The sequence below is a fragment of the Roseovarius tolerans genome (assembly GCF_028885395.1).
GTDB lineage: Bacteria > Pseudomonadota > Alphaproteobacteria > Rhodobacterales > Rhodobacteraceae > Roseovarius > Roseovarius tolerans.
This window is the reverse complement of record NZ_CP118494.1, coordinates 3,783,105-3,806,566: the sequence shown is the minus strand read 5'-3', so window position 1 is coordinate 3,806,566 and position 23,462 is coordinate 3,783,105. Positions and strand designations below refer to the sequence as shown.

Sequence of the window (23,462 nt, the reverse complement as noted above, 5' to 3'; positions counted from 1 at the left end):
GATCAGTCGAGATAGACGCCCCACCAGCGTAGGGTGTGGCGCAAGTGCTCGCGGATTTCGGACATTGCGCGCGGTGTATCACGCGCCTCGATCGCGTCGAGGATCGCGAGATGTTCCCGCATCGCTGAGGCAATGCGGTCGGCCAGAAAAGGCCGGGTGTTCTGGATGACGGCGATGCGGTCGCGGTTTTCGGCATATAGCCGTTGTGCAAGCCCCGAATCCAGCCCGCGAGCCAGCGCATCGTGCAGGGAAAGATCGGTTCGTATGGCAACGTCGGGCAAACCCGCGGTCATCGTGGTCGCTGCGGCGTCGTGCAGGCGCTCGTGCTCGGCCCGCAGCGTGGCAAGCGGAAAGTCGGCTCCGGACTCGATGATCCGTCGTGCGCCTTCACAGTCGAACATGGCACGCAATTCGAGGCATTCGCGGGTGGTCTCGGGTCCGGCATCCATTACCGTGATCCCACGCTTGGGCAGGATGCGGAGCAGGCCGCTTGCCTCGGCGCGTTTGACGGCCTCGCGGGTGGCGGCCATCGGCAGGCCAAGCTCCTCGACCAGCATCGGCATCGACAGAAAGCTGCCGCTGGCCAGACCGCCGTTGCGCAGTCGCGCGAGCAGGGCCTGATGGGCCTGGTCGGTCAGGCCGTCGCCCTTGTCGGAGCGAGGGGAAGTGGTCGTGGAGGCGGCGCGAGTATCTTGCAATCCTTGAAAGTCCTTTTTCAAATCACGCATTATCAAACCCTAACATAATATCTAACATTTTAGATGCAATGTAAGATGCGCGATCTCAGCCGCCAGTCAAACACGTGCGATGGGCTACATCGCCATGCGCGGCCATAACAGGGAGTTTTGAGATGCAGACGGTGACACTCGACGGACAGGCCGCGCAAGGCGGCGACGACACACTCGACCCGGTAAGCCCGGATCAGAAAACATGGGGGTGGTTCGCCATCTTCAACGTCTGGGCCAATGATATCCAGTCGCTGTTCGGTTATTCATTGGTGGCCTCGCTGTTCATTTCCTACGGGGTGAGCGGCTGGACGGCCTTTGCTGCGCTCATTTGCGCGGGGCTGTTCGTAATGTTCCTCGTGAACCTGTCGGGGGCCGCGGGCGAGAAGTACGGCATTCCCTATCCGGTCTTCGCGCGGGCCAGCATGGGCACGGCGGGGGCCATGCTGCCGGCGGTATTGCGCTCCACGGTGGCGGTGTTCTGGTACGGGGTGCAGGTCTACTTTGCCTCGACCGCACTAGCCCTGCTGATACGGTCGGTCACGGGCATCACCGGCGGGGCCGAGGTCTTGGGTCTGACCGGCATTGACTGGCTCTCGTTCGTGCTGGTGTGGGCCTTTCACATCGTGATTTTCTGGCGTGGCATGGGTTGGGTCGAGACCTTTCTCAACATCGCGGGGCCCTTCGTCTACGCAGTGATGATCGGCCTTCTGGCCGTGCTTTGGGTGAAATCCGATGGCCAACTTTTGTCGCAGGCGCAGACGATCTTTGCCAACCCGGACGCGACCTGGGCCACGGAATTCAACGGGTTCATCGCCATAATCGGCACGATGGTGGCCTATTTCGCCGCCGTGATGATCAATTTCAGCGATTTCTCGCGCTATGCCCGGGACAAGCGCGCGATGGTCGTGGGCAACCTCGTGGGGCTGCCGTTCAACATGATCCTCTTTTCGGCGCTGGCCCTTCTGACGACGGCGGGGGCGGCCGTTGTCTATGGCGAGGCGATCATCAACCCGACCGAGATCGTGGGCCGCACCGACAGCGTGCTTCTGGGCGTGATCGCGGCGATCACCTTTTTCGCGGCGACCGTGGGCATCAATCTGGTGGCCAATTTCATCCCGGCGGTGAACGGCATCGCTAGCCTTGCGCCCTCGAAGATCAGTTTCCGCAAGGCCGGGCTGATCACCTCGGTCTTTGCCCTGGTGATCGGCGGGTTCTGGACCAGCTTTATCAGCGAATTTGGCATTAGCGGGTTCGTCAACACACTTGGCGCAACGCTGGCCCCGATCTACGGGATCATGATCGTGGATTACTATCTGCTGCGCAAGGAGGCGCTGAAGCGCGATGATCTTTATGACATGGAGGGCGGCACCTATCACTACAGTGGCGGCTGGAACCGCAATGCGTTGCTGGCATTCGGTATCGCGGCAGTGTTCTCGGTGGCAACGGTCTGGGTGCCTGCCTTGGGCCAGCTTTCGGGCTATGCCTGGGTGATCGGGGCTATTCTGGGCGGGATCATCTACTTTGTCCGCTGCCGGGCATCGCACCTGGTGTGATCCGCGCGCGCGAGACAGGCGAAGCCCGGCCCGGTGCCGGGCTTCGTCGTTTTGGCGTCAGTTTTCCTCGTGGCGGCGCGGATCGGCGGGGTAGACGCCGAGGATGGTGATATCCGAGGTGAAGTAATCCAGCTCATCCAGCGCGCGGGCGACGGCGGGCTCGTCCGGGTGGCCCTCGATATCGGCATAGAACTGCACGACATTGAAATTGCCGCCCACCATGTAGCTTTCCAGCTTGGTCATGTTGACGCCATTGGTGGCAAAGCCGCCAAGCGCCTTGTAAAGCCCTGCCGGGATCGAGCGCAGGCGAAAGACCAGCGTGGTCATCATCCCGTTCTCGCCGCGTTCCGCAAAATCGGGCTCGCGGGCCATCACCAGAAAGCGGGTAGTGTTGGTGCCCTCGTCCTCGATATGTTGGGCGATCACGTCGAGGCCGTAGATATCGCCCGCCAGTTCACTGGCCAGCGCGGCCAGTTCCGGACGGCCCTCTTCGGCCACGTGGCGGGCCGATCCTGCTGTGTCGGCTCCGGTCACGCGGTGGATGCCGTGACGTTCCAGGAAGGCGCGGCACTGACCCAGAAGCATGGTGTGGCTCATCGCGGTCTCGATCTGATCGAGCCGCACACCGGGCAGTGCGAGCAGGTTGATATGCACCCGCACAAACGCCTCACCCACGATATGCAGCCCCGATTCGGGCAGCAGGTGGTGGATGTCGGCGACCCGCCCGAAGGTCGAGTTTTCGACCGGCAGCATGGCCAGATCCGCGCGTCCCTCGCGCACCGCGGCGATCGCGTCCTCGAAGGTGCGGCAGGGCAGCGGCTCCATCCGCGGGTAGGTCTCGACGCAGGCCTGATGCGAGTAGGCGCCCGGCTCTCCCTGAAAGGCGATGCGGTTTGTCATGCGTTTTTTCCGTAATTTCGGCCCGGAAGGGCGTTTGGTCGCGGAAACTACACCTTGCGCGGCGGTAGGGGAAGCGGATAGATACGCGCCCAAGCGACAGAGCAAACGGAAGCGAGCCAATGTTCGACACAATGACACTGACCAAGACCGCCGGGGCGTTTTGCGGGGCCCTGCTGATTTTCATGTTGGGCAACTGGGCGGCCGAGTCGATCTATTCCATGGGCGGCGGGCACGGTGAGGACCACGCGCAGGGTTATGTGATCGACACCGGCGAGGATGAAGCCGCCGAAGAGGTTGCTGACGAAGCCCCGGACATGGCCGCGATCTTTGCCTCTGCGGATGCCTCCAAGGGCGAGCGCGTGTTCAACAAGTGCAAGGCCTGCCACGTGCTGGAGGATGGCGCGAATGGTGTCGGCCCGCATCTTTATGACGTGGTCGGTCGTGACGTTGGTGCCGTGGATGGCTTCGGCTATTCGGGCGCGCTGAGCGAGGCGGCGGATGTGTGGACCGCCGAAGAACTTTATGCCTTCCTCGAGAATCCTGCAGGGTATGCACCGGGCACCAGCATGGGCTTTGCCGGTCTGGGCAAGTCCGAGGATCGTGCCAACGTGATCGCTTACCTTGATCAAGCCGATGGCGAGACGGATATCGCAATTGAGGCCGCAGCCGAGGCGCCGACAGAAGAGGCCGCCAGCGAGGAAGCCGCTTCAGAGGAGGCCGCCAGCGAAGAGGCGCCAGCCGAGGAAACCGCAACCGAAGAGGCGCCAGCCGAGGAAACCGCAACCGAAGAGGCGCCAGCCGAGGAAACCGCAACCGAAGAGGCACCAGCCGAGGAAGCTACGACCGAAGAGGAAGCACCTGCGGAGGAAACTGCTAACGAAGAGGAAGCACCTGCAGAGGAAGCAGCGGCCGAGGAAGCGCCTGCCGAAGAGGCCGCCTCTGAGGCGACCGAGAGCGCTGATGCAGGCGGGTCTGAATTTGCCGCCATGGTTGCCTCCGCCGATGCGGGCAACGGCGAGCGTCTCTATCGTCGCTGCCAGGCCTGCCACAAGCTCGAGGATGGCGCGAATGGCGTCGGGCCGCATCTCTACGGCGTCGTGGGTCGCGACATCGCCGGGGTCGACGGGTTCAACTATTCCGACGCGCTTTCGGGGGTCGATGGGGCCTGGACGCTTGACCAACTCAGCGCCTGGATCGAGAACCCGCGCGAATTCGCACCGGGCAACCGGATGGGCTTTGCCGGGCTCAAGGACGAGCAGGACCGCGCCGATCTGATGGCCTATCTGCAGACCATCGGGAACTGAGCCGGACACAATACCGTGAGAATGGCCGCTTCCCGATCAGGGGGCGGCCTTTTTCATGGGGGCGGATCATCGGCGCTTGAACAAGCTGCCCCCCCTCCTTAGCTTGCCTGCAAAGGATCAAGCGCCAGATAGAAAATAGGTGCGACAGCAGGAGGATGACATGACCGGACAGCAAGCCCCGGCCAAGGCCCCGAGTTTCGACATTTTCGCGATCTGGCGCGGGTTGGTCCTGTTCACGGGACTGTGTATCGCCGCGCTGATGGCGCAGGTCGCCATGGCGGATGAGCATGAGAAGGTGATCACCTCGCATGGCTATTCGTTCTTCGGCGATCTTAAATATCCTGCCGATTACGAGCATTTCGATTACGTGAACCCGGACGCGCCCAAGGGCGGTGAAATCTCGCTCTATGCCCCCGGCACGTTCGATTCGATGAACCCCTATTCGCGCAAGGGGCGCGCCGGGCGGCTCTCGTGGATGGTTTATGAGAGCCTCTTGGGCGGGTCCGAGGCCACCGGAGAGCCGCTGCCGGGGGATCGCTATAACGAAAGCTACGGGCTGTTGGCGGAACGCCTCGAATATGACGAGGGCAAGACCTGGGTGATCTTCCACATGCGGCCCGAGGCGCGGTTCGCCGATGGCACGCCGGTCACCGCGCAGGATGTCGTGTTCTCGCACAATCTCTTTCTGGAGCAGGGGCTGCGATCTTATGCTGAAGCGGTCAAGCGCCGGGTGCTGAGCGCCGAGGCGCTGGACGATCACCGGGTCAAGTTCACCTTTGCCGAGGGCATCTCGCGCCGCTCGCTCATTGATCAGGTCGGGGGAACGCCGGTCTTTCCGCGCAAATGGTACGAGGAAACCGGCGCGCGGCTCGATGAGCCCCGGCTGGAAGCGGCGCCGGGGTCAGGCCCCTATCAGGTCAAAAGTTCCGAGGTGAACCGCAATATCGTCTATGAGCGCAACCCTGATTACTGGGGCTGGCATCTGCCGATCAACAAGGGGCGGCATAATTTCGACCGTATCCGGATCGAGTATTTCGCCGATGACAATGCCGCCTTCGAGGCATTCAAGGCGGGCATCTACACGTTCCGCCCTGAGGGAAATTCCAAGACCTGGGCGACGGGCTATGACTTTCCTGCGGCCAATCAGGGCCATGTGGTGAAAGAAGAGTTGCCCGACGGTCTGCCGCCGACACCGTCGGGCTTTGTCTTCAACCTCGGGCGCGAGGTGTTGAAGGACAAGCGGGTGCGCCGCGCGATTGCGCTCGGCTTCAATTTTGAGTGGACCAACCAATCGCTGCAATACGGCCTCTTCAAGCAGCGCCATTCATTTGTACAGGACACGCCCTTGCAGGCCGAGGGCGTGCCGGACGGTGCGGAGCTTGAGCTGCTGAAATCACTTGGCGATCTGGTGCCGGAAGACATGCTGACCGAGCCTGCCGTGATGGCGCACGAGTCCAATGGCGACCGGCTGAATGACCGGCGCAACCTGCGGCGTGCGATGAAACTGCTAGACGAGGCGGGCTGGGCCGTGGGTGACGATGGCAAGCGGCGCAATGCGGATGGCGAGTTGCTGAGCATCGAGATCCCGATTTCGGCGTCTGGTTCGGCCACCATGTCGGCGGTGGTCGAAAGTTTCGTGTCGAACCTGCAACTGATGGGCATCGACGCGCGGTTCGACAAGATCGACGCGGCGCAATATACCGCCCGCGAGCGGGATCGCGATTACGATCTGATCTTTGACAGCTACGTGGCGTTTCTCGAGGCGGGCACCGGCCTGCATCAGCGCTATGGCAGTCAGGAGGCCGCGTTCAGCCTGTTCAACCCGGCGGGGCTGGCGAGCCCGATGGTCGATGCGATCATCGACCTTGCACTCGAGTCGGGCAGCAAGGAGGAGCAAGACGTCGCGCTGACCGCTTTGGACCGGGCGCTGCGGCATGAGTTCTTCATGATCCCGACCTGGTATCTCGACAAGAGCTGGGTCGCCTATTGGGACATGTATGACTATCCCGAACCGCTGCCTGCCTATGCCACCGGCGTGCTCGATTTCTGGTGGTATGACGCCGAAAAGGCGCAGGCGCTGAAAGACGCGGGCGCGCTTTGATCCAGGAGATCCACTGAGATGGGGGCCTATATCCTGCGGCGGCTGTTGCTGATCGTGCCGACGCTCTTTGGCATCATGGTCATCAACTTTGCGTTGGTGCAATTCGTGCCGGGTGGCCCGGTCGAGCAGATGATCGCCAACATGCAGGGGCAGGGCAATGTGTTCGAGAGTTTCTCGGGCTCGGGCTCTGACACCGGGCAGGACATGGTGGGTGCGGCCGGAGGTAATGAGCAATATGTCGGCGCGCGCGGGCTGCCGCCGGAACTGATCGCGGAACTGGAGGAACAATTCGGCCTCGACAAGCCGCCGCTGGAGCGGTTCGTCAATATGATGTGGAACTACATGCGCTTCGATTTCGGCGAGAGCTATTTCCGCAAGATCGACGTGCTGGATCTGGTGCTGGAAAAGATGCCGGTCTCGATCACGCTTGGCCTGTGGTCCACGGTGATTGCCTATCTGGTCTCGATCCCGCTCGGAATTCGCAAGGCGGTGCAGGACGGATCGAAGTTTGATACATGGACCAGCGGGCTGATCATCGTGGCCTATGCGATCCCGGCGTTTCTGTTCGCGATTATGCTGCTGGTGCTCTTCGCGGGAGGAAGTTACTTTCAGATCTTCCCGCTGCGCGGTCTCACCTCGGACAATTTCGAGCAGTTGAGCCTGTTTGGTAAAATCGCCGATTACCTCTGGCACATCGCGCTACCGGTCATCGCCTCGACCATCTCGGCCTTTGCCACGCTGACGCTGCTGACCAAGAACAGCTTTCTCGATGAGATCAAGAAACACTACGTGATGACCGCCCGCGCCAAGGGGCTGGGTGAGGGCCGGGTGCTCTACGGTCATGTGTTCCGCAACGCCATGCTGATCGTGATCGCGGGCTTTCCGGCGGTGTTCATCGGGGTGTTCTTCGGCGGCTCTGTCCTGATCGAGACGATCTTTTCGCTCGACGGTCTGGGGCGGCTCGGGTTTGAGGCGGCGGTGGGTCGCGATTACCCGGTGATGTTTGGCACGCTGTTCCTGTTTGGTCTCATTGGCCTTGTGGTCGGTATCCTGTCGGACCTGATGTATGTGCTGGTCGATCCGCGCATTGATTTCGAGAAGCGGGAGGGCTGAGCGCGTGATCCGCCTGTCCCCTCTCAATCAACGCCGCTGGCGCAATTTCCGGCGCAACGGGCGGGCGTTCTGGTCGCTGATCCTGTTTTCGGTGATCTTCACCGTCACGCTCTTTGCCGAGTTCGTGGCAAATGACAAACCGATCCTTGTGCAGTATCGCGGCGATTTCTACGCGCCGATTTTCCGGTTCTACCCGGAGACGGCCTTTGGTGGCGATTTCCAGACCGAGGCGATTTATCGTGACCCCGAGGTGCAATGCCTGATCGCCTCCGGTGGGCTCGATATATGTTTCGACGACCCGGAGGCCGTGATCGCGGATGCCGAGGACGGGGTGGTCGAGGGCGAGGAGATCATGGCAGGCTGGGCGATCTGGCCGCCGATCCCATATAGCTATGACACCACCGTGGACCGGCCCGGTGCTGCCCCCCTGCCGCCCAATGAGCAGAACTGGCTGGGCACCGATGACACCAAGCGCGACGTGCTGGCGCGGGTGATCTACGGGTTTCGCCTGTCGGTGATGTTCACGCTGATCGTGACGCTGCTGTCGTCAGTGATCGGAGTTTTCGCAGGTGCCGTGCAAGGCTATTTCGGCGGGCGGACAGACCTGATCTTTCAGCGGATCATCGAGATCTGGGCGTCTACCCCGCAGCTATACGTGATCATCATCCTCTTCGCGATCCTGCCGCGAAGTTTCTGGCTGTTGGTGGTGATCACGGTGCTCTTCGGCTGGATGGCATTGGTGGGCGTGGTGCGGGCCGAATTCCTGCGTGCGCGCAACCTCGAATACGTGCGGGCGGCCAAGGCGCTTGGCGTCAGCAACATTACCATCATGTTCCGCCACATGCTGCCCAATGCGATGGTGGCGACGCTCACCATGCTGCCGTTTGTTATCACCGGGACGATCTCGCTGCTGGCGGGGCTGGATTTCCTCGGCTTCGGATTGCCGTCCTCTTCGCCCTCGCTGGGGGAGTTGACGCTACAGGCCAAGCAGAACCTGCAGGCACCGTGGCTGGCCTTCACCGCGTTTTTCGCCTTTGCCATCATGCTGTCGCTGCTGGTGTTCATCTTCGAGGGCGTGCGCGACGCGTTCGATCCCAGAAAGACGTTTGAATGAGTGTGCTGACGGTCAGTGATCTGCGGGTGAGTTTCCGGCAGGACGGGCAATTGATCCCGGCGGTCAAGGGCGTGTCGTTCAGCGTCGACCGGGGCGAGACGGTGGCGCTGGTGGGCGAGTCTGGCTCTGGCAAATCGGTCACCGCGCTTTCGACCGTGTCGCTGTTGGGGGCCTCGGCGGAGGTGACGGGCAGCGTCACCTATGCGGGGCAGGAGATGATCGGCGCCGATGACAAGCGCCTGCGACAGGTGCGCGGCAACGATATCAGCTTTATCTTTCAGGAGCCGATGACCTCGCTCAACCCGCTCCACACGCTGGAAAAGCAGCTGCGCGAGAGCCTTGAGCTGCATCAGGCACTGACCGGCGATGCCGCGCAGGCACGGATCGTGGAGTTGCTGGAGCGGGTCGGAATTCGCGACGCGGCGAGCCGTCTGGGGGCCTATCCGCATCAGCTGTCGGGGGGGCAGCGGCAGCGCGTGATGATTGCCATGGCACTAGCGAACAAGCCCGACATCCTGATCGCGGATGAACCGACCACCGCGCTTGACGTGACCATTCAGGCGCAGATTTTGGAGTTGCTGGCCAATCTCAAGCGCGACGAGGGGATGGGGCTATTGTTCATCACCCATGATCTGGGCATCGTGCGGCGCATCGCCGACAAGGTCTGCGTGATGAAGGATGGCGAGATCGTCGAGGCGGGCAAGGTGGACGAGGTCTTTGCCGCGCCGAAACATGACTATACGCGCAAACTGCTGGGGGCGCAGGCTGTGGGCAAGCCCGCGCCGGTGCCCGAAGGGGCCGAGGTGGTGGCGGAGACGCAGGATTTGCGCGTGTGGTTTCCCATTCAGAAGGGGTTTCTCAAACGCACCGTCGGCCATGTGAAGGCCGTGAACTCGGCGACGCTCAAGGTCCGGGCGGGCGAGACGCTTGGCGTCGTGGGCGAGAGCGGCTCGGGCAAGACGACGCTGGCGCTGGCCATCATGCGGCTGATTGCGTCGCAGGGGCAGATCAGCTTTGTCGGTGAGGATGTGCATGGCTGGTCCACGCGGGATTTGCGAAAGCGCCGCGCGCAGATGCAGATCGTTTTTCAGGATCCGTTCGGCAGCCTGAGCCCGCGCATGACATGCGCGCAGATCATCGCCGAGGGGCTGGGCGTGCATGGCAATCCCGGCGGGCGGCCGCAGCGCGAACTGGTCGCCGAGGTGATGGAGGAGGTGGGTCTCAATCCCGCCACGATGGACCGGTATCCGCATGAGTTTTCCGGCGGGCAGCGGCAACGGATCGCGATTGCCCGGGCCATGATCCTGCGGCCCAAGCTGGTGGTGCTGGACGAGCCGACAAGTGCCTTGGACATGACGGTGCAGGTGCAGATCGTCGACCTGTTGCGCGATTTGCAGGTGAAATACGGGCTGGCCTATCTCTTTATCTCTCACGACCTGCACGTGGTACGCGCCATGAGTCACCGGGTGCTGGTGATGAAGGATGGCGATGTGGTGGAGGCGGGCGAGGCCGAGTCGATCTTTACCGCGCCACAGACCGAGTACGCGCGCACCCTGCTGGCCGCGTCGATGGAGGGTAAGGCCGAGGCCGAGGCCGGTTAGATTGCCGAACTGTGACCTTGTTCGTTCATCTCGTAGGTGTCGAACTGCCGGGCGATCATCCGGGTCAGGGGGCGGGCCTCTTGCGGGATGAAAAGACCGCTGTCATCAAGCTTCAAGTGGCCGGCATAGGCGCGCGCCACCTTCGAGAGCATGTCGTGCAGTGCCGCGCTTGAGATGTCGAAATCGCGGGTGATCTCGGCGGCGTCGATGCGGAATTCGCACATCAGCTGTTCGATCAGTCGTGACCGCAGCCTGTCGTCGTCCGAGAACACGTGCCCCCGCGCGGTCGAGAAACGCCCTTCGCGGATGGCCCCGGTATGGGCCCCCGTGGCAGGGGCGTTCTGCGCGTAACCTTGTGGAAAGCGCGAGATCGAAGAGGCCCCGAGCCCGATCAGAACCTCGGAGGTGTCGTCGGTATAGCCCTGGAAATTGCGGCGCAGGCGTCCGGCCTTTTGTGCCACGCTCAGACCGTCATCCTTGGTCGCGAAATGGTCGATGCCGATCTCGTCATAGCCATCCCAGAGAAACAGCCGACGGGCCGTTTCAAAGAGGGCGAGCCGTTCCTGCGGCGTGGGCAGGGCATCCGAGGGGATCATCTGCTGGCGCTTGGCCATCCACGGCACATGGGCATAACCATAGAGCGCGACCCGATCCGGGTTGAGCGACAGGAGTTTCTGCACACTCTCTGTGATCCGCGCCTTGGTCTGGTGCGGCAGGCCATAGAGGATATCGGCATTCAGGCTGGCCACGCCACGCGCGCGGATTTCCTCGGCGGCCCAACGGGTGATGTCATAGCCTTGCAGGCGTCCGATGCTCTTTTGAATCTCCTCGTCGAAATCCTGCACACCGATCGAGGCGCGGTTCATGCCCGCCGCGGCAAGCGCGTCGAGACGCGCACCGTCGATCTCATTGGGGTCGATCTCGACCGAAAACTCGGTGGTGTCGGTGAAGGGGGCGATATCGCGAATAGCTCCGGCCAACTCGCTCATCATGCCGGGTGACAGGAGCGTGGGCGTGCCGCCGCCCCAATGCAGCCGCGACAGGCGCACGTTCCTGGGCAGATGCGCGCCAAGCATGGCAATCTCGGTTTTCAGGGTTTCGAGATAGGCTTGCACCGGTTTGTCGCTCTGGGTGCCCTGGGTGCGGCAGGCGCAGAACCAGCAGAGCCGTCGGCAGAACGGCACATGTACGTAGAGAGATATCTCTGCGCCCTCTGGTATGGCCTTGATCCAACTGCTAAAATGCCCGGATCCCACAACGCGGTTGAAGTGGGGCGCGGTCGGGTAGCTGGTGTAGCGTGGCACTTTGGCGTCAAAAAGACCCAGTTTGCCTAGTTGAGTTTGCGTATCCATGTGCCTAGGATTAGGCGTGGCTCGGGGTCAAAGCCTTGACCCAGATCAAAATACGAAAAAAGTGACCCCTGAATGCTGAAAGAATCCGCCCCCATTGCGCCGCATGAATGTGCGGATTGTCCGATCCGCCACCGCGCGGTGTGCGCGCGGTGTGAATCGGACGAGTTGGAGCTGCTTGATCAGATCAAGTATTACCGCAGCTTCGAGGCCGGGCAGACGTTGATCTGGTCCGGTGACCATATGGATTTCGTGGGCTCGGTCGTCACCGGCATCGCGTCGCTGACCCAGACCATGGAGGATGGGCGCACGCAGATGGTTGGCCTGCTGTTGCCGAGTGATTTCGTGGGCCGCCCGGGGCGTGATAGTGCGGCCTATGACGTGGTGGCGACGACCAATATCGTGATGTGCTGTTTTCGCAAGAAGCCCTTTGAAGAGATGATGGTGCGCACGCCGCATATCGCGCAGCGCCTGCTGGAAATGACGCTGGATGAACTGGATGCGGCGCGCGAGTGGATGCTGGTGCTGGGGCGCAAGACCGCGCGGGAAAAGATCGCCTCGCTTATCGCGATCATCGCGCGGCGCGATGCGGCGCTGAACATGGCAGGTATGCGCGGGCCTTTGACGGTCGATCTGCCGCTGACGCGTGAGGCGATGGCCGACTACCTCGGGCTGACGCTGGAAACCGTCAGCCGTCAGGTCTCGGCGCTCAAGAAGGACGGGGTGATCGGGCTTGAAGGCAAGCGGCGTGTGACGATCCCCGATTTCAACCGGCTGCTGGACGAAGCGGGCGATGACAGCGATGGCGGGATGCTTGCCTGACACGCTGCCCTTCGCCACCTACGACGTGTTCACCGAGCAGCGCTTTTCCGGCAACCCGCTGGCAATTGTTGAACAGGCCGACCGATTGAGCACGGCGCAGATGCAGACCATCGCACGCGAGTTCAACCTTTCGGAGACGATTTTTGTCCAACAGCCCGATGACCCGGCGCATGACGCAAAAGTGCGCATCTTCTTTCCGACAGCCGAGATACCGTTTGCCGGGCACCCGACTATCGGCTGTGCCATTCACCTCGCGCTGGAATCGGCGCCGGAGACGGATTTTGAGACTGCGATCACGCTTGAGGAAGTCGCCGGCCTCGTGCCTGTCCGGGTCTCGCGACATGGCGAAACGCTGCAGGCAGAGTTTCGTGCCCCGGTTCTGCCCCACCCGCCCGAGCACGGGGCCCTGCCCGACGTCGGGATTTTGGCCGCTGCGGTGGGGCTCGACCCGGAAATGATTGGGACCGGCGCGCACAGGCCGGGCCTGTGGCAGGGCGGTCCAAGTTACCTCTACGTGCCGGTACGCGACCTTGAGGCTTTGACCCGCGCGCGGCCCAGCGAACCTGCGTGGACCCGCGCAATGGATATTGCCGCCGCCGACAGCATCTATCTCTATGCGCCTCTGCCACCGGGCCAGGGTGCCGATTTCCGCGCTCGCATGTTTTCGCCCACCGCCGGAATCCCCGAGGATCCGGCGACCGGCTCCGCGGCTGCCATCATGGCCGCCCAACTGCGCGCCGCCGGTGTTTTGCAAGAGGGCGAAACCCGACTGACCCTGCATCAGGGGGTGGAGATGGGGCGCGACTCGGCAATTGGCCTTCGGATCGTAACGCAGGACGGTGCGCTGGCCGAAATTCATGTCACCGGGAGCGCCGTGCCGGTCAGCCGGGGCCGGATTTGCCGTCCCGACTGATGCTCGTGATCCTCTAGTGCGCCATGAATACCGGCAGGTTGGCCTGTTCCAGCATGTAGCGCGTCGCGCCGCCGAAGATCGCCTCGCGGAAGCGGGAGTGGCCGTAGGCCCCCATGACCACCATGTCGGCATCCATGTCGCCTGCGTGTCGCAGGAGCACATCCGAGACGCGCGGCAGGGTCTTGGAGAGCACGTCGATCTCGACCTTGACGCCGTGGCGCGCGAGGTATTGCGATAGAAGGCCGCCGGGATCGGAGCGATTGGGGCCGTGGCTGGGCGGGTCGATGACCACCACGTGCACCACATCTGCGCGCTTCAGCAGAGGCAGGGCGGCCCGGACGGCACCAAGCGCCTCGCTGCTTTCGTTCCAGCCCAGCATGATGCGCGCCGGGCGCGGCACGGGCGTGCCCCCCCTGGGGGCCACGAGCACCGGGGTGCGGCCTTCGAAAAGGGCCGATTCGGTCACCGGCTCAAGCTCGGCCCCGCGCCCCTCGGCGTAGGGTTGCGGCAAGATGACCATATCGGAGAACCGCGCGCGGGCCGCGACATGGCGTCCCAGATCGGCAAGCTGGCTGACGCCGGCCTCGACGCTCCAGCGCAGGGCGGAGCCGCCGAGAACCTTGCGGGCCCTGGCCTCGATCGCCTCGGCCTCTTCCTGGGCGCGGGCGATGGTTTCCTGCAGGACGATGGCGCTGGCCCCGGCGTAGTAATAGCCGGACTGGCTTCGATCCACGCCGAGGCAGAGCACATCGAGATGGGCCTCATGCTCGGTGGCGGCGGCCATGGCATGGTCGAGGGTTTCGTCAACAAGCGACTCGTCGGTCAATACTGTGAACAAACTGTTATAGGTCATGTCGCATTCCTTTGACCGTGTTGCGTTTGAATGCAGCATATAAGTCGATATGGGGTGGCGCCTTGACGCGGATCAAGACATAGCCGTTCAGGTTTTGACACAGATCAAGGATAGTTGACTCCGATCCTATCATTACGGTGCAGAGTCTAAACGCGCCCGTGCGGGTCAGCGACTCGTGCGGAAAGAGACGAAGGGACGCAACATGACGAACTATATCAAGCTGATCGTGCTTGGTCTGATCACGCTATTCGCGTTGATCGCGGCCAATTACGCGCGCGATCTGGCCTATCTGGTCAATGCGCTGACTGTGGCGCTGGTGGCCGGTGGGCTGTTTTTGTGGACGCTGCGCCACACCGATGAACCGAAGGCCAATATCGACCTGTCGGGCGAATACATGGACGGTGTCGTGCGCGCCGGGGTCGTCGCCACGGCCCTCTGGGGTGTCGTGGGCTTTCTCGCGGGCACGTTCATTGCCTTTCAGCTTGCCTTTCCGCAGCTCAATTTCGACTGGGCGCAGGGATATGCGAATTTCGGGCGGTTGCGGCCCTTGCATACAAGTGCTGTGATTTTTGCCTTTGGCGGCAACGCGCTGATCGCGACCTCGTTCTACGTGGTGCAGCGCACGAGCGCCGCGCGGCTGTGGGGCGGAAACCTCGCATGGTTCGTCTTCTGGGGCTATCAGCTGGTGATCGTGCTGGCCGCCACGGGCTATCTGCTGGGCGCCACGCAGTCCAAGGAATACGCGGAGCCCGAGTGGTATGTCGATCTGTGGCTGACGGTGGTCTGGCTGGCCTATCTGGCCGTGTTCCTCGGTACCATCGTCAAGCGCAAGGAGCCGCATATCTACGTGGCCAACTGGTTTTACCTGTCGTTCATCATCACCGTGGCGATGCTGCACGTGGTCAACAACCTCAGCATCCCGGTCTCGGTCTTCGGCTCCAAGTCGGTGCAGGTCTTCTCGGGCGTGCAGGACGCGATGACGCAGTGGTGGTATGGGCACAACGCCGTGGGCTTCTTCCTCACCGCAGGCTTCCTTGGCATGATGTATTACTTCGTGCCGAAACAGGCCGAACGTCCGGTTTACAGCTACAAGCTGTCGATCATCCACTTCTGGGCGCTGATCTTCATCTATATCTGGGCCGGTCCGCACCACCTGCATTACACCGCTCTGCCGGACTGGGCCTCGACCCTCGGCATGGTGTTCTCGATCGTGCTGTGGATGCCGTCCTGGGGCGGGATGATCAACGGTCTGATGACGCTCTCGGGCGCATGGGACAAGCTGCGCACCGATCCGATCATCCGGATGATGGTGATCTCCATCGGGTTCTACGGCATGTCCACCTTCGAGGGACCGATGATGTCGATCCGCGCGGTGAACTCGCTGTCGCATTACACCGACTGGACGATCGGGCACGTGCACTCGGGTGCGCTTGGCTGGAACGGGATGATCACCTTCGGCGCACTCTACTTCCTTGTGCCCAAGCTGTGGAACCGCGAGCGGCTCTATAGCCTGAGCCTGGTGAGCTGGCATTTCTGGCTGGCGACCATCGGGATCATTCTCTACGCCGCCGCCATGTGGGTGACGGGGATCATGGAGGGCCTGATGTGGCGCGAAGTGGATGCGAACGGTTTCCTCGTGAACTCCTTCGCCGATACCGTGGCCGCGAAACTGCCGATGTATATCGTGCGTGGCCTGGGCGGGGTGCTGTTCCTAAGCGGGGCGCTCATCATGTGCTACAACCTCTGGATGACTGTGAAGCGTTCGCCGGCTGTCGAAGCCACGAACAGCGCAGTCCCGGCTGAATAAGGAGGGCCGGAGAGATGGCAATTCTGGACAAACACGCAATCCTGGAAAAGAACGTCACGCTTCTGGCGATCTTTGCCTTCCTTGTGGTCACCATCGGGGGGATCGTGCAGATCGCCCCGCTGTTCTGGCTCGAAAACACCATCGAGGATGTAGAGGGCATGCGCCCCTACTCTCCGCTGGAACTGACCGGACGCGATATCTACGTGCGCGAGGGCTGTTACGTCTGCCATAGCCAGATGATCCGCCCAATGCGTGATGAGGTGGAGCGTTACGGGCATTACTCGCTGGCCGCGGAGTCGAAATACGACCATCCGTTCCAGTGGGGCTCCAAGCGCACAGGGCCGGATCTGGCCCGTGTAGGGGGTCGTTACTCGGATGAGTGGCATGTCGATCACCTGCGCAATCCGCAATCGGTGGTGCCGGAATCGGTGATGCCGAAATACGGTTTCCTCGAGAACCGCATGATCGAGCCTGAGCATATCGAGGACCTGCTGGGGACGCATCGTCTGGTTGGCGTGCCCTATACCGAGGAGATGATCGAGAACGCCAAGGCCGATTTCAACGTGCAAGTCGATCCGTTCGGCGACACCGACGGTCTGCTCGCCCGCTATCCCAATGCGCAGGTGCGCAATTTCGACGGGCAGCCGGGGATCTCCGAGGCGGATGCGCTGATCGCCTATCTGCAGATGCTGGGCACGCTGGTTGATTTCTCGACCTTCACGCCCGTGGCAAACCGGTAAGGAGGACAGATCATGGAAACCTATTCCCTGCTGCGCCAATTTGCCGATAGCTGGATGTTGCTGGTGCTCTTCGCGTTCTTCATCGGGGTGGTGATCTGGGTCTTTCGGCCCGGCGCCAGCAAGACCTACGAGAACCCGTCGAACATCCCCTTCCGGCACGAAGACAAACCGGCACCCTCACGGGATGCCGACGCCAAGGAGGCGTAAGACATGGCCAAGAAACCAACCAAGAAACAGGAACCGGATACCACCGGCCACGAGTGGGACGGTATCCAGGAATACAACAACCCCTTGCCGCGATGGTGGCTGTGGACCTTCTATGCCTGCATCGTCTGGGCGCTTTGGTATGTCGTCGCCTATCCCGCGTGGCCGCTGATCAATGAGGCGACGGCGGGCTACAAGGGCTGGTCGACCCGCGCCAACGTGGCCGAGGAGATTGCCGAGGCCGAGGCCGCCAACGCCGAGATCAACGCGCGGCTGGCCTCAGCCGAACTGACCGCGATCGCGGACGATGCCGAGTTGCAGGGCTATGCGACCTCTGCCGGGGCGGCGGTCTACAAGACCTGGTGCGCGCAGTGCCACGGGTCGGGTGCGGCCGGGGCAAAGGGCTATCCCAACCTGCAGGACGACGCCTGGCTCTGGGGTGGGACGATCGAGGATATCCACTACACCGTGGCCCACGGTATCCGAAACGAGGAAGACGCCGATGCGCGCTATTCCGAGATGCCGGCGTTTGGCGATCTTCTGGAGCCCGCGCAGATCGAAGAGGTCGTCAATTACGTGATGTCGCTATCGGGTGAGCCGCAGGATGCCAGCCTCGTGGCGGCAGGCGAGACGGTGTTCATGGATAACTGCGCCGCCTGTCACGGCGAGCAGGCGCAGGGCGATATCTATCAGGGCGCGCCCAACCTTTCGGATGCGATCTGGCTCTATGGTGGGGATTACGACACCGTCAAATACACCGTCGTCAATTCGCGCTATGGCGTGATGCCACCGATGGGCGGGGCCGATCTGAGCGAGGCCGAGATCCGCGCCGTTGCGCTCTATGTCCACCAATTGGGCGGGGGCGAGTAACCCCAAAAGAATACCCCTGGCCGCAAGGCCCGGGGGATGGTACCGGTCTTTCCGTCCTGTTCGCGCGTTTCCTGGAAGGACCGGTACCGATTACATCTGCGGATTGGACGATTTGTCAAGCTGGCCCCCTTCGCGGGGGCTTTGTCGTTTTGGTTCAGTCGCGGCGGCGCGCGGTAAGATGCGCCTCCAACTCAGCGCCGCTGCGGGCGTCGAAACGCTCTGCCGGCGGCCAGTGGGCGCGCCCCTGATGGCGGTGGCGGGTTTCGGGGCCGACGTTGAGGCGGGTGGCGGTCCTGAAAGTATTCGCGAAAATTCCTAGCATTGTGTGATCCTTTCCTGTGCTGTTGTGCTACGCTCAATATGGGATAAGACGTCGTTTCACGCGACTCTGGAAAATTTCCAAATTGTAAGCTAGGCTAACATCATGGATTGGCAGGCCCTTCCCCCTCTGACGGCGCTGCGCGCCTTTGCGGCGCTGGCTGAGACAGGCGGCACGGCAGCGGCGGGCGCGCGGCTGAATGTCAGCCACGCCGCCGTGAGCCAACAGGTCAAGCAGCTTGAGGCGCATCTGGGCGTGGCGCTGGTGGACCGGACGGGGCGGCAGTTGCGCCTGACCGCCGAGGGGCGCGATCTGGCGGATGCGCTGTCGCTTGGCTTTGGTGCGATTGCTCGGGCGGTCGAGACGCTGATAGGGGCCGATGCCGACCGCCCGCTGCAAATCTCGACGACGCCCAGTTTCGCGGCGCATTGGTTGATGCCCTGCCTGAGCGAGTTCCGGCAGGCGCATCCGCAGATCGACCTGATGATCGACCCGACGCCCCGGATGGTCACGCTGGAACCGGGCGGTATCGACATTGCCCTGCGCTATGGCACCGGGCACTGGCCGGGGCTGGAGGCGGACTTGTTGTTCCGCTCGCCCATCGTGGCGGTCGCTGCGCCCTCGCTGGTCGAGGGCAAGCGAATCGACTGCCCCGCCGATCTGGCCGATCTCCCCTGGTTGCAGGAATTCGGTACCAACGAGGCGAGCGATTGGCTGCGCCGTCGCGGCGTGGTCAAGGAGCGTGCGGCGGGGCTTGTGCAGGTGCCGGGGAACCTGCTTCTGGACGGGCTGCGCAACGGGCAGGGGGTGGCTGTCACTGTGCGCGAATGGGTGCGTCAGGATATCGCGGCGGGGCGTTTGCGGCTGTTGTTCGAGGAGAGTGAAGACAGCGGATACCATATTGTCACCCGTCCCGGCGTGCTGCGTCCGCCCGCCAAGGCCTTTGTCACATGGCTGCGACGGCAGGCGCGTCAGACGGTCTCATGTGAATAGATCGATTCAGGAGTCAGAATTTGATGCAGGTCAAAGCTCTTGGCCTCGCGCCCTGCCAAAAGACGATCAACAGATGCAAGATATCGGAGTACCTCCGTGGCCGATTCCCAGCCAGACGCCCCCCAATCCCTCTATGCCGCGCGCGAGCCGGTCTTTCCCAAGAAGGTCTACGGACCGTTTCGCAACCTGAAATGGGTGATCATGCTTGTCACCCTGGGCATTTACTATGTCACCCCGTGGATTCGTTGGGACCGGGGGCCGAGCCTGCCGGATCAGGCGGTGCTGCTCGATCTGGCGGAGCGGCGGTTCTTCTTCTTCTGGATCGAGATCTGGCCGCATGAATTCTATTTTGTGGCCGGTCTGCTGGTGATGGCCGGTCTGGGGCTCTTTCTGTTCACCTCGGCCCTGGGCCGGGTCTGGTGCGGCTATGCCTGTCCGCAGACGGTGTGGACCGATCTGTTCATCCTCGTGGAGCGTTGGATCGAGGGCGACCGCAACGCGCGGCTGCGGCTGCACCGGCAAAAGAAGCTGGATGTCCGCAAGGTGCGGCTGCGGCTGACCAAGTGGGTCACTTGGGCTTTGATAGCGGTGGCCACCGGGGGCGCGTGGGTGTTCTACTTTACCGATGCGCCTACATTGCTGGTCGACCTCTTCACGCTTGATGCGCATCCCATCGCCTATACGACGATTGCCGTTCTGACCGGCACCACGTTCTTCTTCGGCGGCTTCGCGCGCGAACAGATCTGCATCTATGCCTGCCCCTGGCCACGTATTCAGGCCGCGATGATGGATGAGGACACGCTCACCGTCGGCTATCGCGAATGGCGGGGCGAGCCGCGCAAGAACTCTGAAGAGGTCAGGGACGGGGCGGAGCAGGGCGATTGCATCGACTGCATGGCCTGCGTCAATGTCTGCCCGGTAGGGATCGACATCCGCGACGGGCAGCAACTGGAATGCATCACCTGTGCGCTCTGTATCGACGCCTGCGACGACATCATGGAAAAGATCGGCAAGCCGCGCGGGTTGATCGACTACATGGCCTTTACCGATGAGCAATCCGAACGTGCGGGCGGCGCGCCCAAGCCGATCTGGAAACATGTGTTCCGTCCTCGGACGATGCTCTATACTGTGTTGTGGTCGCTGGTTGGGATTGGTCTCGTGGTCGCACTTTTCATCCGCTCTGATATCGACATGACCGTGGCCCCGGTGCGCAATCCGACCTTCGTCACCCTCTCCGATGGCTCGATCCGCAACACCTATGAGGTGCGTCTGCGCAACAAGCACCATGAGGAGCGGCGCTTCAACCTCGCGGTGACGGGTGATCCGGCAGTGCGGCTGCAACTCGAAGGCACGCCCTACAGTTCCATCACCGTGCCCGCCGACGAGATGCGTCTGCAACGGGTCTACCTGATCGCGCCTCCGGGGGCTGAGGCGGCGCGGGAGGAGCGCACCGATGTGCGGCTCTGGATCGAGGACACGCTGAACGGTGAGCGCGCCTACAAGGACACGGTATTCAACGGAAAGGACAACTGATGACCGAGCGTCAGATCACTGGCAAACATGTGTTCATCGGCTTTGCGTCGGCCTTCGCGATCATCATCGGGGTCAACCTGGTGCTGGCCTTTTCGGCGGTGCGCACCTTTCCGGGGCTGGAGGTCAAGAATTCCTATGTCGCGAGCCAGGAGTTCAACGACCGCAAGGCCGCACAGGAGGGTCTGGGCTGGACCATCGCGGCGGATCATCAGGGTGGCGTGCTGACCCTCGGGATCACCGATGAGGCGGGGCAACCCGTCGAGGTTTCAAGGCTGGAGGCGACGGTGGGCCGCGCCACGCATGTCTTTGATGACCAGACCCCCGAGTTTCGCTTTGACGGCAGCGCCTATGTCGCCCCCGTGGCACTTGGTGATGGCAACTGGAACATTCGCATGAAGGCGTGGGACGAGGCTGGCACGCTCTTTCAGCAGCGGGTCGTTCTGCACAAGGACTAGGTCATGACCGCCACAATGCGCCCCACGCCGTCGGCCTGCCCGGCCTGCTCCGCCGCCCCTGCGGCAGAGGCATTGGCGGCGCGCGACCTGCCCAAAGCGCAGATCGCCCTGTCGCTGCCGACGATCCATTGCTCGGCCTGCATTTCCAAGATCGAGCGGGCGCTGAACGATCATCCGCAGGTCAATTCGGCGCGGGTCAACCTGACGCTCAAGCGCGCCAGCATCGACGCCGCCCCCGAGGTGACGGCCGAAGAGATGCGCACGCTTGTCGAGGAGCTGGGATATGAGGCACATGAGCTCGATGCAGGCACGCTGAATGCCACCGCGACCGATCGCGCGGGACGCGACCTGTTGATGCGGCTGGCCGTCGCCGGCTTTGCCAGCATGAATGTCATGCTGCTGTCGGTTTCGGTCTGGTCCGGGGCCGAGGACGCGACGCGCGACATGTTCCACTGGATTTCCGCCGCGATCACCCTGCCCGCGATTGCCTTTTCCGGCGTGCCGTTCTTTCGCAACGCCTGGGCTGCGCTGCGCAATGGGCGGCTCAACATGGATGTGCCAATCGTGCTGGCCATCGTGCTGGCCATCGTCACATCTCTTTGGGAGACGATGTTGTCGGGCGAGCATGCCTATTTCGACGCGGCACTTGCGCTGACGTTCTTCCTGCTGGCCGGGCGTTATCTCGATCACCGGACACGAGCGATTGCCCGTTCGGCGGCGGAGGAACTGACCGCGCTGGAAGTACCGCGCGCGACGCGGCTGCGAGACGGCGTCGAAGAAGTTGTGAATGTCGCGGAACTGGCTGTGGGTGATCTGATCCTCGTGCGGCCCGGCGGGCGGATGCCGGTTGATGGCGAGATCGTCAGCGGCACGTCGGAGATCGACCGCTCGCTGCTGACCGGCGAGACGCTGCCGGTCTTTGCAGGCGAGGGGCAGGCAGTGAGCGCGGGCGAGGTCAATCTGACCGGCCCGCTGACCATTCGTGCCAGTGCCGTGGGAGCCGAGACATCATTGCACCGAATGGCCGATCTGGTGGCGATCGCTGAATCTGGGCGCTCGCGCTACACCTCGCTCGCCGACAAGGCGGCGAAGCTTTATGCGCCGGGGGTGCATATCCTGTCGGGGCTGAGTTTCATCGGTTGGTATCTCTATACATGGGACATGCGCACGGCGCTCAACATCGCCGCCGCTGTCCTGATCATCACCTGCCCCTGTGCGCTCGGGCTTGCGGTGCCTGCTGTGACCACGGCGGCCTCGGGGCGGCTCTTTCGGCGGGGGATGCTGATCAAGCATGAAACCGCGCTGGAGCGATTGGCGCAGGTCGACACGGTGGTGTTCGATAAGACTGGCACCCTGACCACCGGCACGCCGCATCTGACCAATCTCGATGCCCTGCCGCGCGCGGCGGTGGAGACGGCCCTCGCATTGGCGCAGGGCTCGTCGCATCCGCTGGCGCAGGCAATCACCAAGGCGGCGCGCGATGCCGGCTTTGCGGCGGCGGAGGTGCGCGACGTGACCGAAGTGCCGGGCTATGGCACCAAGGGATTGATTGCAGGCGAGGAGGTGCGGCTTGGCCGCGCAAGCTGGACCGGGGCCGAAGGGCTGTCGCAAACCGCGACCTATCTGAAGATCGGCGCGGCGGCGCCGCTGGCGCTGACATTCACAGACGCCTTGCGCCCCGGCGCAGAGGAGGCGGTGCAGGCACTGGTCAAAGGGGGCAAGCGCGTGATCCTGATGTCAGGGGACACGACGCCGTCGGTGGAGGCCCTGGCGCAGCGTCTGGGCATCCCGCATTGGATGGCGGAGGCGCTTCCGGCTGACAAGGCGGCGCGCGTCGAGGCGCTGCGCGCCGAGGGCGCGCATGTGCTGATGGTGGGTGACGGGCTCAACGATACCGCAGCATTGGCCGCTGCGCATGTCTCGATCTCGCCCGCGACGGCGCTCGATGCCGCGAGGGTGGCGTCGGATATCGTGCTTCTGGGCAATGACCTCTCGCCCATCGGCGCGGCGTGCGAAACAGCCAAATCCGCCACCCGCCGTATTCGCGAGAATTTCCGGATCGCCACGGTCTACAACATCATCGCGGTGCCGCTGGCGGTGGCGGGGCTGGCGACGCCGCTGATCGCGGCCTTGGCCATGTCGCTCAGTTCGATTACGGTGTCCCTGAATGCTCTGCGACTGAGGTAAGCG

Annotated in this window: 21 protein-coding genes; 16 read left to right on the top strand and 5 right to left on the bottom strand. The window is 62.8% G+C overall.

What is annotated here, in order from left to right:
• Positions 1-2: 2 nt before the first annotated feature.
• Positions 3-698 (bottom strand): GntR family transcriptional regulator, encoded by a 696-nt coding sequence (locus tag PVU19_RS19070; protein ID WP_050661428.1) that lies wholly within the window; start codon positions 696-698, stop codon positions 3-5.
• 152 nt (positions 699-850) lie between these two features.
• On the opposite strand from PVU19_RS19070, the gene PVU19_RS19065 reads away from it, so the two are divergent.
• Positions 851-2,281: an NCS1 family nucleobase:cation symporter-1 gene (locus PVU19_RS19065; RefSeq protein WP_050661369.1), complete on the top strand. Its 1,431-nt coding sequence runs from the start codon at positions 851-853 to the stop codon at positions 2,279-2,281.
• A 57-nt stretch (positions 2,282-2,338) separates the two neighbouring features.
• On the opposite strand, the gene PVU19_RS19060 is transcribed toward PVU19_RS19065, so the two are convergent.
• Positions 2,339-3,181, bottom strand: a complete 843-nt coding sequence (locus PVU19_RS19060; protein ID WP_050661370.1) for a prephenate dehydratase — start codon at positions 3,179-3,181, stop codon at positions 2,339-2,341.
• 119 nt (positions 3,182-3,300) lie between these two features.
• Between PVU19_RS19060 and PVU19_RS19055 the strand changes: the two genes are divergently transcribed.
• The 5 genes from PVU19_RS19055 (at position 3,301) to PVU19_RS19035 (ending at position 10,414) form a co-directional block, all read left to right on the top strand.
• Positions 3,301-4,485, top strand: a complete 1,185-nt coding sequence (locus PVU19_RS19055) for a c-type cytochrome (RefSeq protein ID WP_274789839.1) — start codon at positions 3,301-3,303, stop codon at positions 4,483-4,485.
• Positions 4,486-4,645: 160 nt separating this feature from the next.
• Positions 4,646-6,586, top strand: a complete 1,941-nt coding sequence (locus PVU19_RS19050) for an extracellular solute-binding protein (RefSeq protein ID WP_152911577.1) — start codon at positions 4,646-4,648, stop codon at positions 6,584-6,586.
• 18 nt (positions 6,587-6,604) lie between these two features.
• Positions 6,605-7,699 carry a microcin C ABC transporter permease YejB gene (locus PVU19_RS19045; protein WP_050661373.1) on the top strand — a complete coding sequence of 365 codons (1,095 nt, stop codon included), beginning with the start codon at positions 6,605-6,607 and terminating at the stop codon, positions 7,697-7,699.
• Positions 7,700-7,706: 7 nt separating this feature from the next.
• Positions 7,707-8,813 (top strand): ABC transporter permease, encoded by a 1,107-nt coding sequence (locus tag PVU19_RS19040; RefSeq protein ID WP_162838251.1) that lies wholly within the window; start codon positions 7,707-7,709, stop codon positions 8,811-8,813.
• Entirely contained in the window at positions 8,810-10,414 is a 1,605-nt protein-coding gene (locus tag PVU19_RS19035; protein WP_050661375.1) for an ABC transporter ATP-binding protein, read from the top strand. The genes PVU19_RS19040 and PVU19_RS19035 overlap by 4 nt, the downstream gene beginning before the upstream one ends.
• On the opposite strand, the gene hemN is transcribed toward PVU19_RS19035, so the two are convergent.
• Entirely contained in the window at positions 10,411-11,766 is a 1,356-nt protein-coding gene (hemN, locus tag PVU19_RS19030; RefSeq protein WP_050661376.1) for an oxygen-independent coproporphyrinogen III oxidase, read from the bottom strand. The two genes, PVU19_RS19035 and hemN, sit on opposite strands and share 4 nt — an antisense overlap.
• Positions 11,767-11,838: 72 nt before the next feature.
• Here hemN and fnrL point away from each other — a divergent pair, with 72 nt between their 5' ends.
• Together fnrL and PVU19_RS19020 are read left to right on the top strand one after the other, a co-directional pair.
• Positions 11,839-12,585, top strand: a complete 747-nt coding sequence (gene fnrL / locus PVU19_RS19025) for a transcriptional regulator FnrL (RefSeq protein WP_050661377.1) — start codon at positions 11,839-11,841, stop codon at positions 12,583-12,585.
• On the top strand, positions 12,557-13,498 hold the full coding sequence (locus PVU19_RS19020) for a PhzF family phenazine biosynthesis protein (RefSeq protein WP_235575662.1): 942 nt from the start codon (positions 12,557-12,559) through the stop codon (positions 13,496-13,498). Before fnrL ends, PVU19_RS19020 begins: the two co-directional genes overlap by 29 nt.
• 13 nt (positions 13,499-13,511) lie before the next feature.
• On the opposite strand, the gene PVU19_RS19015 is transcribed toward PVU19_RS19020, so the two are convergent.
• Positions 13,512-14,351 (bottom strand): universal stress protein, encoded by an 840-nt coding sequence (locus PVU19_RS19015; RefSeq protein WP_050661379.1) that lies wholly within the window; start codon positions 14,349-14,351, stop codon positions 13,512-13,514.
• Between the two features lie 202 nt (positions 14,352-14,553).
• Between PVU19_RS19015 and ccoN the strand changes: the two genes are divergently transcribed.
• From ccoN to ccoP, 4 genes are read left to right on the top strand one after another with little or no spacing between them, the layout of a single operon-like run.
• Complete coding sequence (ccoN, locus tag PVU19_RS19010; RefSeq protein ID WP_050661380.1) at positions 14,554-16,158, top strand: cytochrome-c oxidase, cbb3-type subunit I; 1,605 nt, start codon at positions 14,554-14,556, stop codon at positions 16,156-16,158.
• Positions 16,159-16,172: 14 nt separating this feature from the next.
• Positions 16,173-16,898, top strand: a complete 726-nt coding sequence (gene ccoO / locus PVU19_RS19005; protein ID WP_050661381.1) for a cytochrome-c oxidase, cbb3-type subunit II — start codon at positions 16,173-16,175, stop codon at positions 16,896-16,898.
• Positions 16,899-16,910: 12 nt separating this feature from the next.
• Entirely contained in the window at positions 16,911-17,105 is a 195-nt protein-coding gene (locus PVU19_RS19000; protein ID WP_050661382.1) for a CcoQ/FixQ family Cbb3-type cytochrome c oxidase assembly chaperone, read from the top strand.
• Positions 17,106-17,108: 3 nt separating this feature from the next.
• A complete protein-coding gene (gene ccoP / locus PVU19_RS18995) occupies positions 17,109-17,972 on the top strand; it encodes a cytochrome-c oxidase, cbb3-type subunit III (protein WP_050661383.1) in 864 nt (287 codons plus the stop codon).
• Positions 17,973-18,126: 154 nt separating this feature from the next.
• Here ccoP and PVU19_RS18990 read toward each other — a convergent pair whose 3' ends face one another.
• Positions 18,127-18,294: a hypothetical protein gene (locus tag PVU19_RS18990; protein WP_160316345.1), complete on the bottom strand. Its 168-nt coding sequence runs from the start codon at positions 18,292-18,294 to the stop codon at positions 18,127-18,129.
• 102 nt (positions 18,295-18,396) lie between these two features.
• Between PVU19_RS18990 and PVU19_RS18985 the strand changes: the two genes are divergently transcribed.
• From PVU19_RS18985 to PVU19_RS18970, 4 genes are all read left to right on the top strand, one after another.
• Positions 18,397-19,284 carry a LysR family transcriptional regulator gene (locus tag PVU19_RS18985; RefSeq protein ID WP_050661384.1) on the top strand — a complete coding sequence of 296 codons (888 nt, stop codon included), beginning with the start codon at positions 18,397-18,399 and terminating at the stop codon, positions 19,282-19,284.
• Positions 19,285-19,380: 96 nt separating this feature from the next.
• On the top strand, positions 19,381-20,817 hold the full coding sequence (gene ccoG / locus PVU19_RS18980; RefSeq protein WP_050661385.1) for a cytochrome c oxidase accessory protein CcoG: 1,437 nt from the start codon (positions 19,381-19,383) through the stop codon (positions 20,815-20,817).
• Positions 20,817-21,272 carry a FixH family protein gene (locus tag PVU19_RS18975; protein WP_175477322.1) on the top strand — a complete coding sequence of 152 codons (456 nt, stop codon included), beginning with the start codon at positions 20,817-20,819 and terminating at the stop codon, positions 21,270-21,272. The genes ccoG and PVU19_RS18975 overlap by 1 nt, the downstream gene beginning before the upstream one ends.
• A 3-nt stretch (positions 21,273-21,275) precedes the next feature.
• Positions 21,276-23,459 (top strand): heavy metal translocating P-type ATPase, encoded by a 2,184-nt coding sequence (locus PVU19_RS18970; protein ID WP_050661387.1) that lies wholly within the window; start codon positions 21,276-21,278, stop codon positions 23,457-23,459.
• The last annotated feature ends 3 nt before the right edge of the window (positions 23,460-23,462 follow it).

Bases quoted from the DNA above. Each gene is read 5' to 3' on its own strand.
- PVU19_RS19015 (WP_050661379.1), bottom strand. From the start codon at position 14,351: ATGACCTATAACAGTTTGTTCACAGTATTGACCGACGAGTCGCTTGTT.
- ccoN (WP_050661380.1), top strand. From the start codon at position 14,554: ATGACGAACTATATCAAGCTGATCGTGCTTGGTCTGATCACGCTATTC.
- PVU19_RS19050 (WP_152911577.1), top strand. From the start codon at position 4,646: ATGACCGGACAGCAAGCCCCGGCCAAGGCCCCGAGTTTCGACATTTTC.
- ccoO (WP_050661381.1), top strand. From the start codon at position 16,173: ATGGCAATTCTGGACAAACACGCAATCCTGGAAAAGAACGTCACGCTT.
- PVU19_RS18985 (WP_050661384.1), top strand. From the start codon at position 18,397: ATGGATTGGCAGGCCCTTCCCCCTCTGACGGCGCTGCGCGCCTTTGCG.
- hemN (WP_050661376.1), bottom strand. From the start codon at position 11,766: ATGGATACGCAAACTCAACTAGGCAAACTGGGTCTTTTTGACGCCAAA.
- PVU19_RS19060 (WP_050661370.1), bottom strand. From the start codon at position 3,181: ATGACAAACCGCATCGCCTTTCAGGGAGAGCCGGGCGCCTACTCGCAT.
- PVU19_RS19020 (WP_235575662.1), top strand. From the start codon at position 12,557: ATGACAGCGATGGCGGGATGCTTGCCTGACACGCTGCCCTTCGCCACC.
- PVU19_RS19055 (WP_274789839.1), top strand. From the start codon at position 3,301: ATGTTCGACACAATGACACTGACCAAGACCGCCGGGGCGTTTTGCGGG.
- PVU19_RS19045 (WP_050661373.1), top strand. From the start codon at position 6,605: ATGGGGGCCTATATCCTGCGGCGGCTGTTGCTGATCGTGCCGACGCTC.
- PVU19_RS18990 (WP_160316345.1), bottom strand. From the start codon at position 18,294: ATGCTAGGAATTTTCGCGAATACTTTCAGGACCGCCACCCGCCTCAAC.
- PVU19_RS18975 (WP_175477322.1), top strand. From the start codon at position 20,817: ATGACCGAGCGTCAGATCACTGGCAAACATGTGTTCATCGGCTTTGCG.
- PVU19_RS19000 (WP_050661382.1), top strand. From the start codon at position 16,911: ATGGAAACCTATTCCCTGCTGCGCCAATTTGCCGATAGCTGGATGTTG.
- PVU19_RS18970 (WP_050661387.1), top strand. From the start codon at position 21,276: ATGACCGCCACAATGCGCCCCACGCCGTCGGCCTGCCCGGCCTGCTCC.
- fnrL (WP_050661377.1), top strand. From the start codon at position 11,839: ATGCTGAAAGAATCCGCCCCCATTGCGCCGCATGAATGTGCGGATTGT.
- ccoP (WP_050661383.1), top strand. From the start codon at position 17,109: ATGGCCAAGAAACCAACCAAGAAACAGGAACCGGATACCACCGGCCAC.
- PVU19_RS19035 (WP_050661375.1), top strand. From the start codon at position 8,810: ATGAGTGTGCTGACGGTCAGTGATCTGCGGGTGAGTTTCCGGCAGGAC.
- PVU19_RS19065 (WP_050661369.1), top strand. From the start codon at position 851: ATGCAGACGGTGACACTCGACGGACAGGCCGCGCAAGGCGGCGACGAC.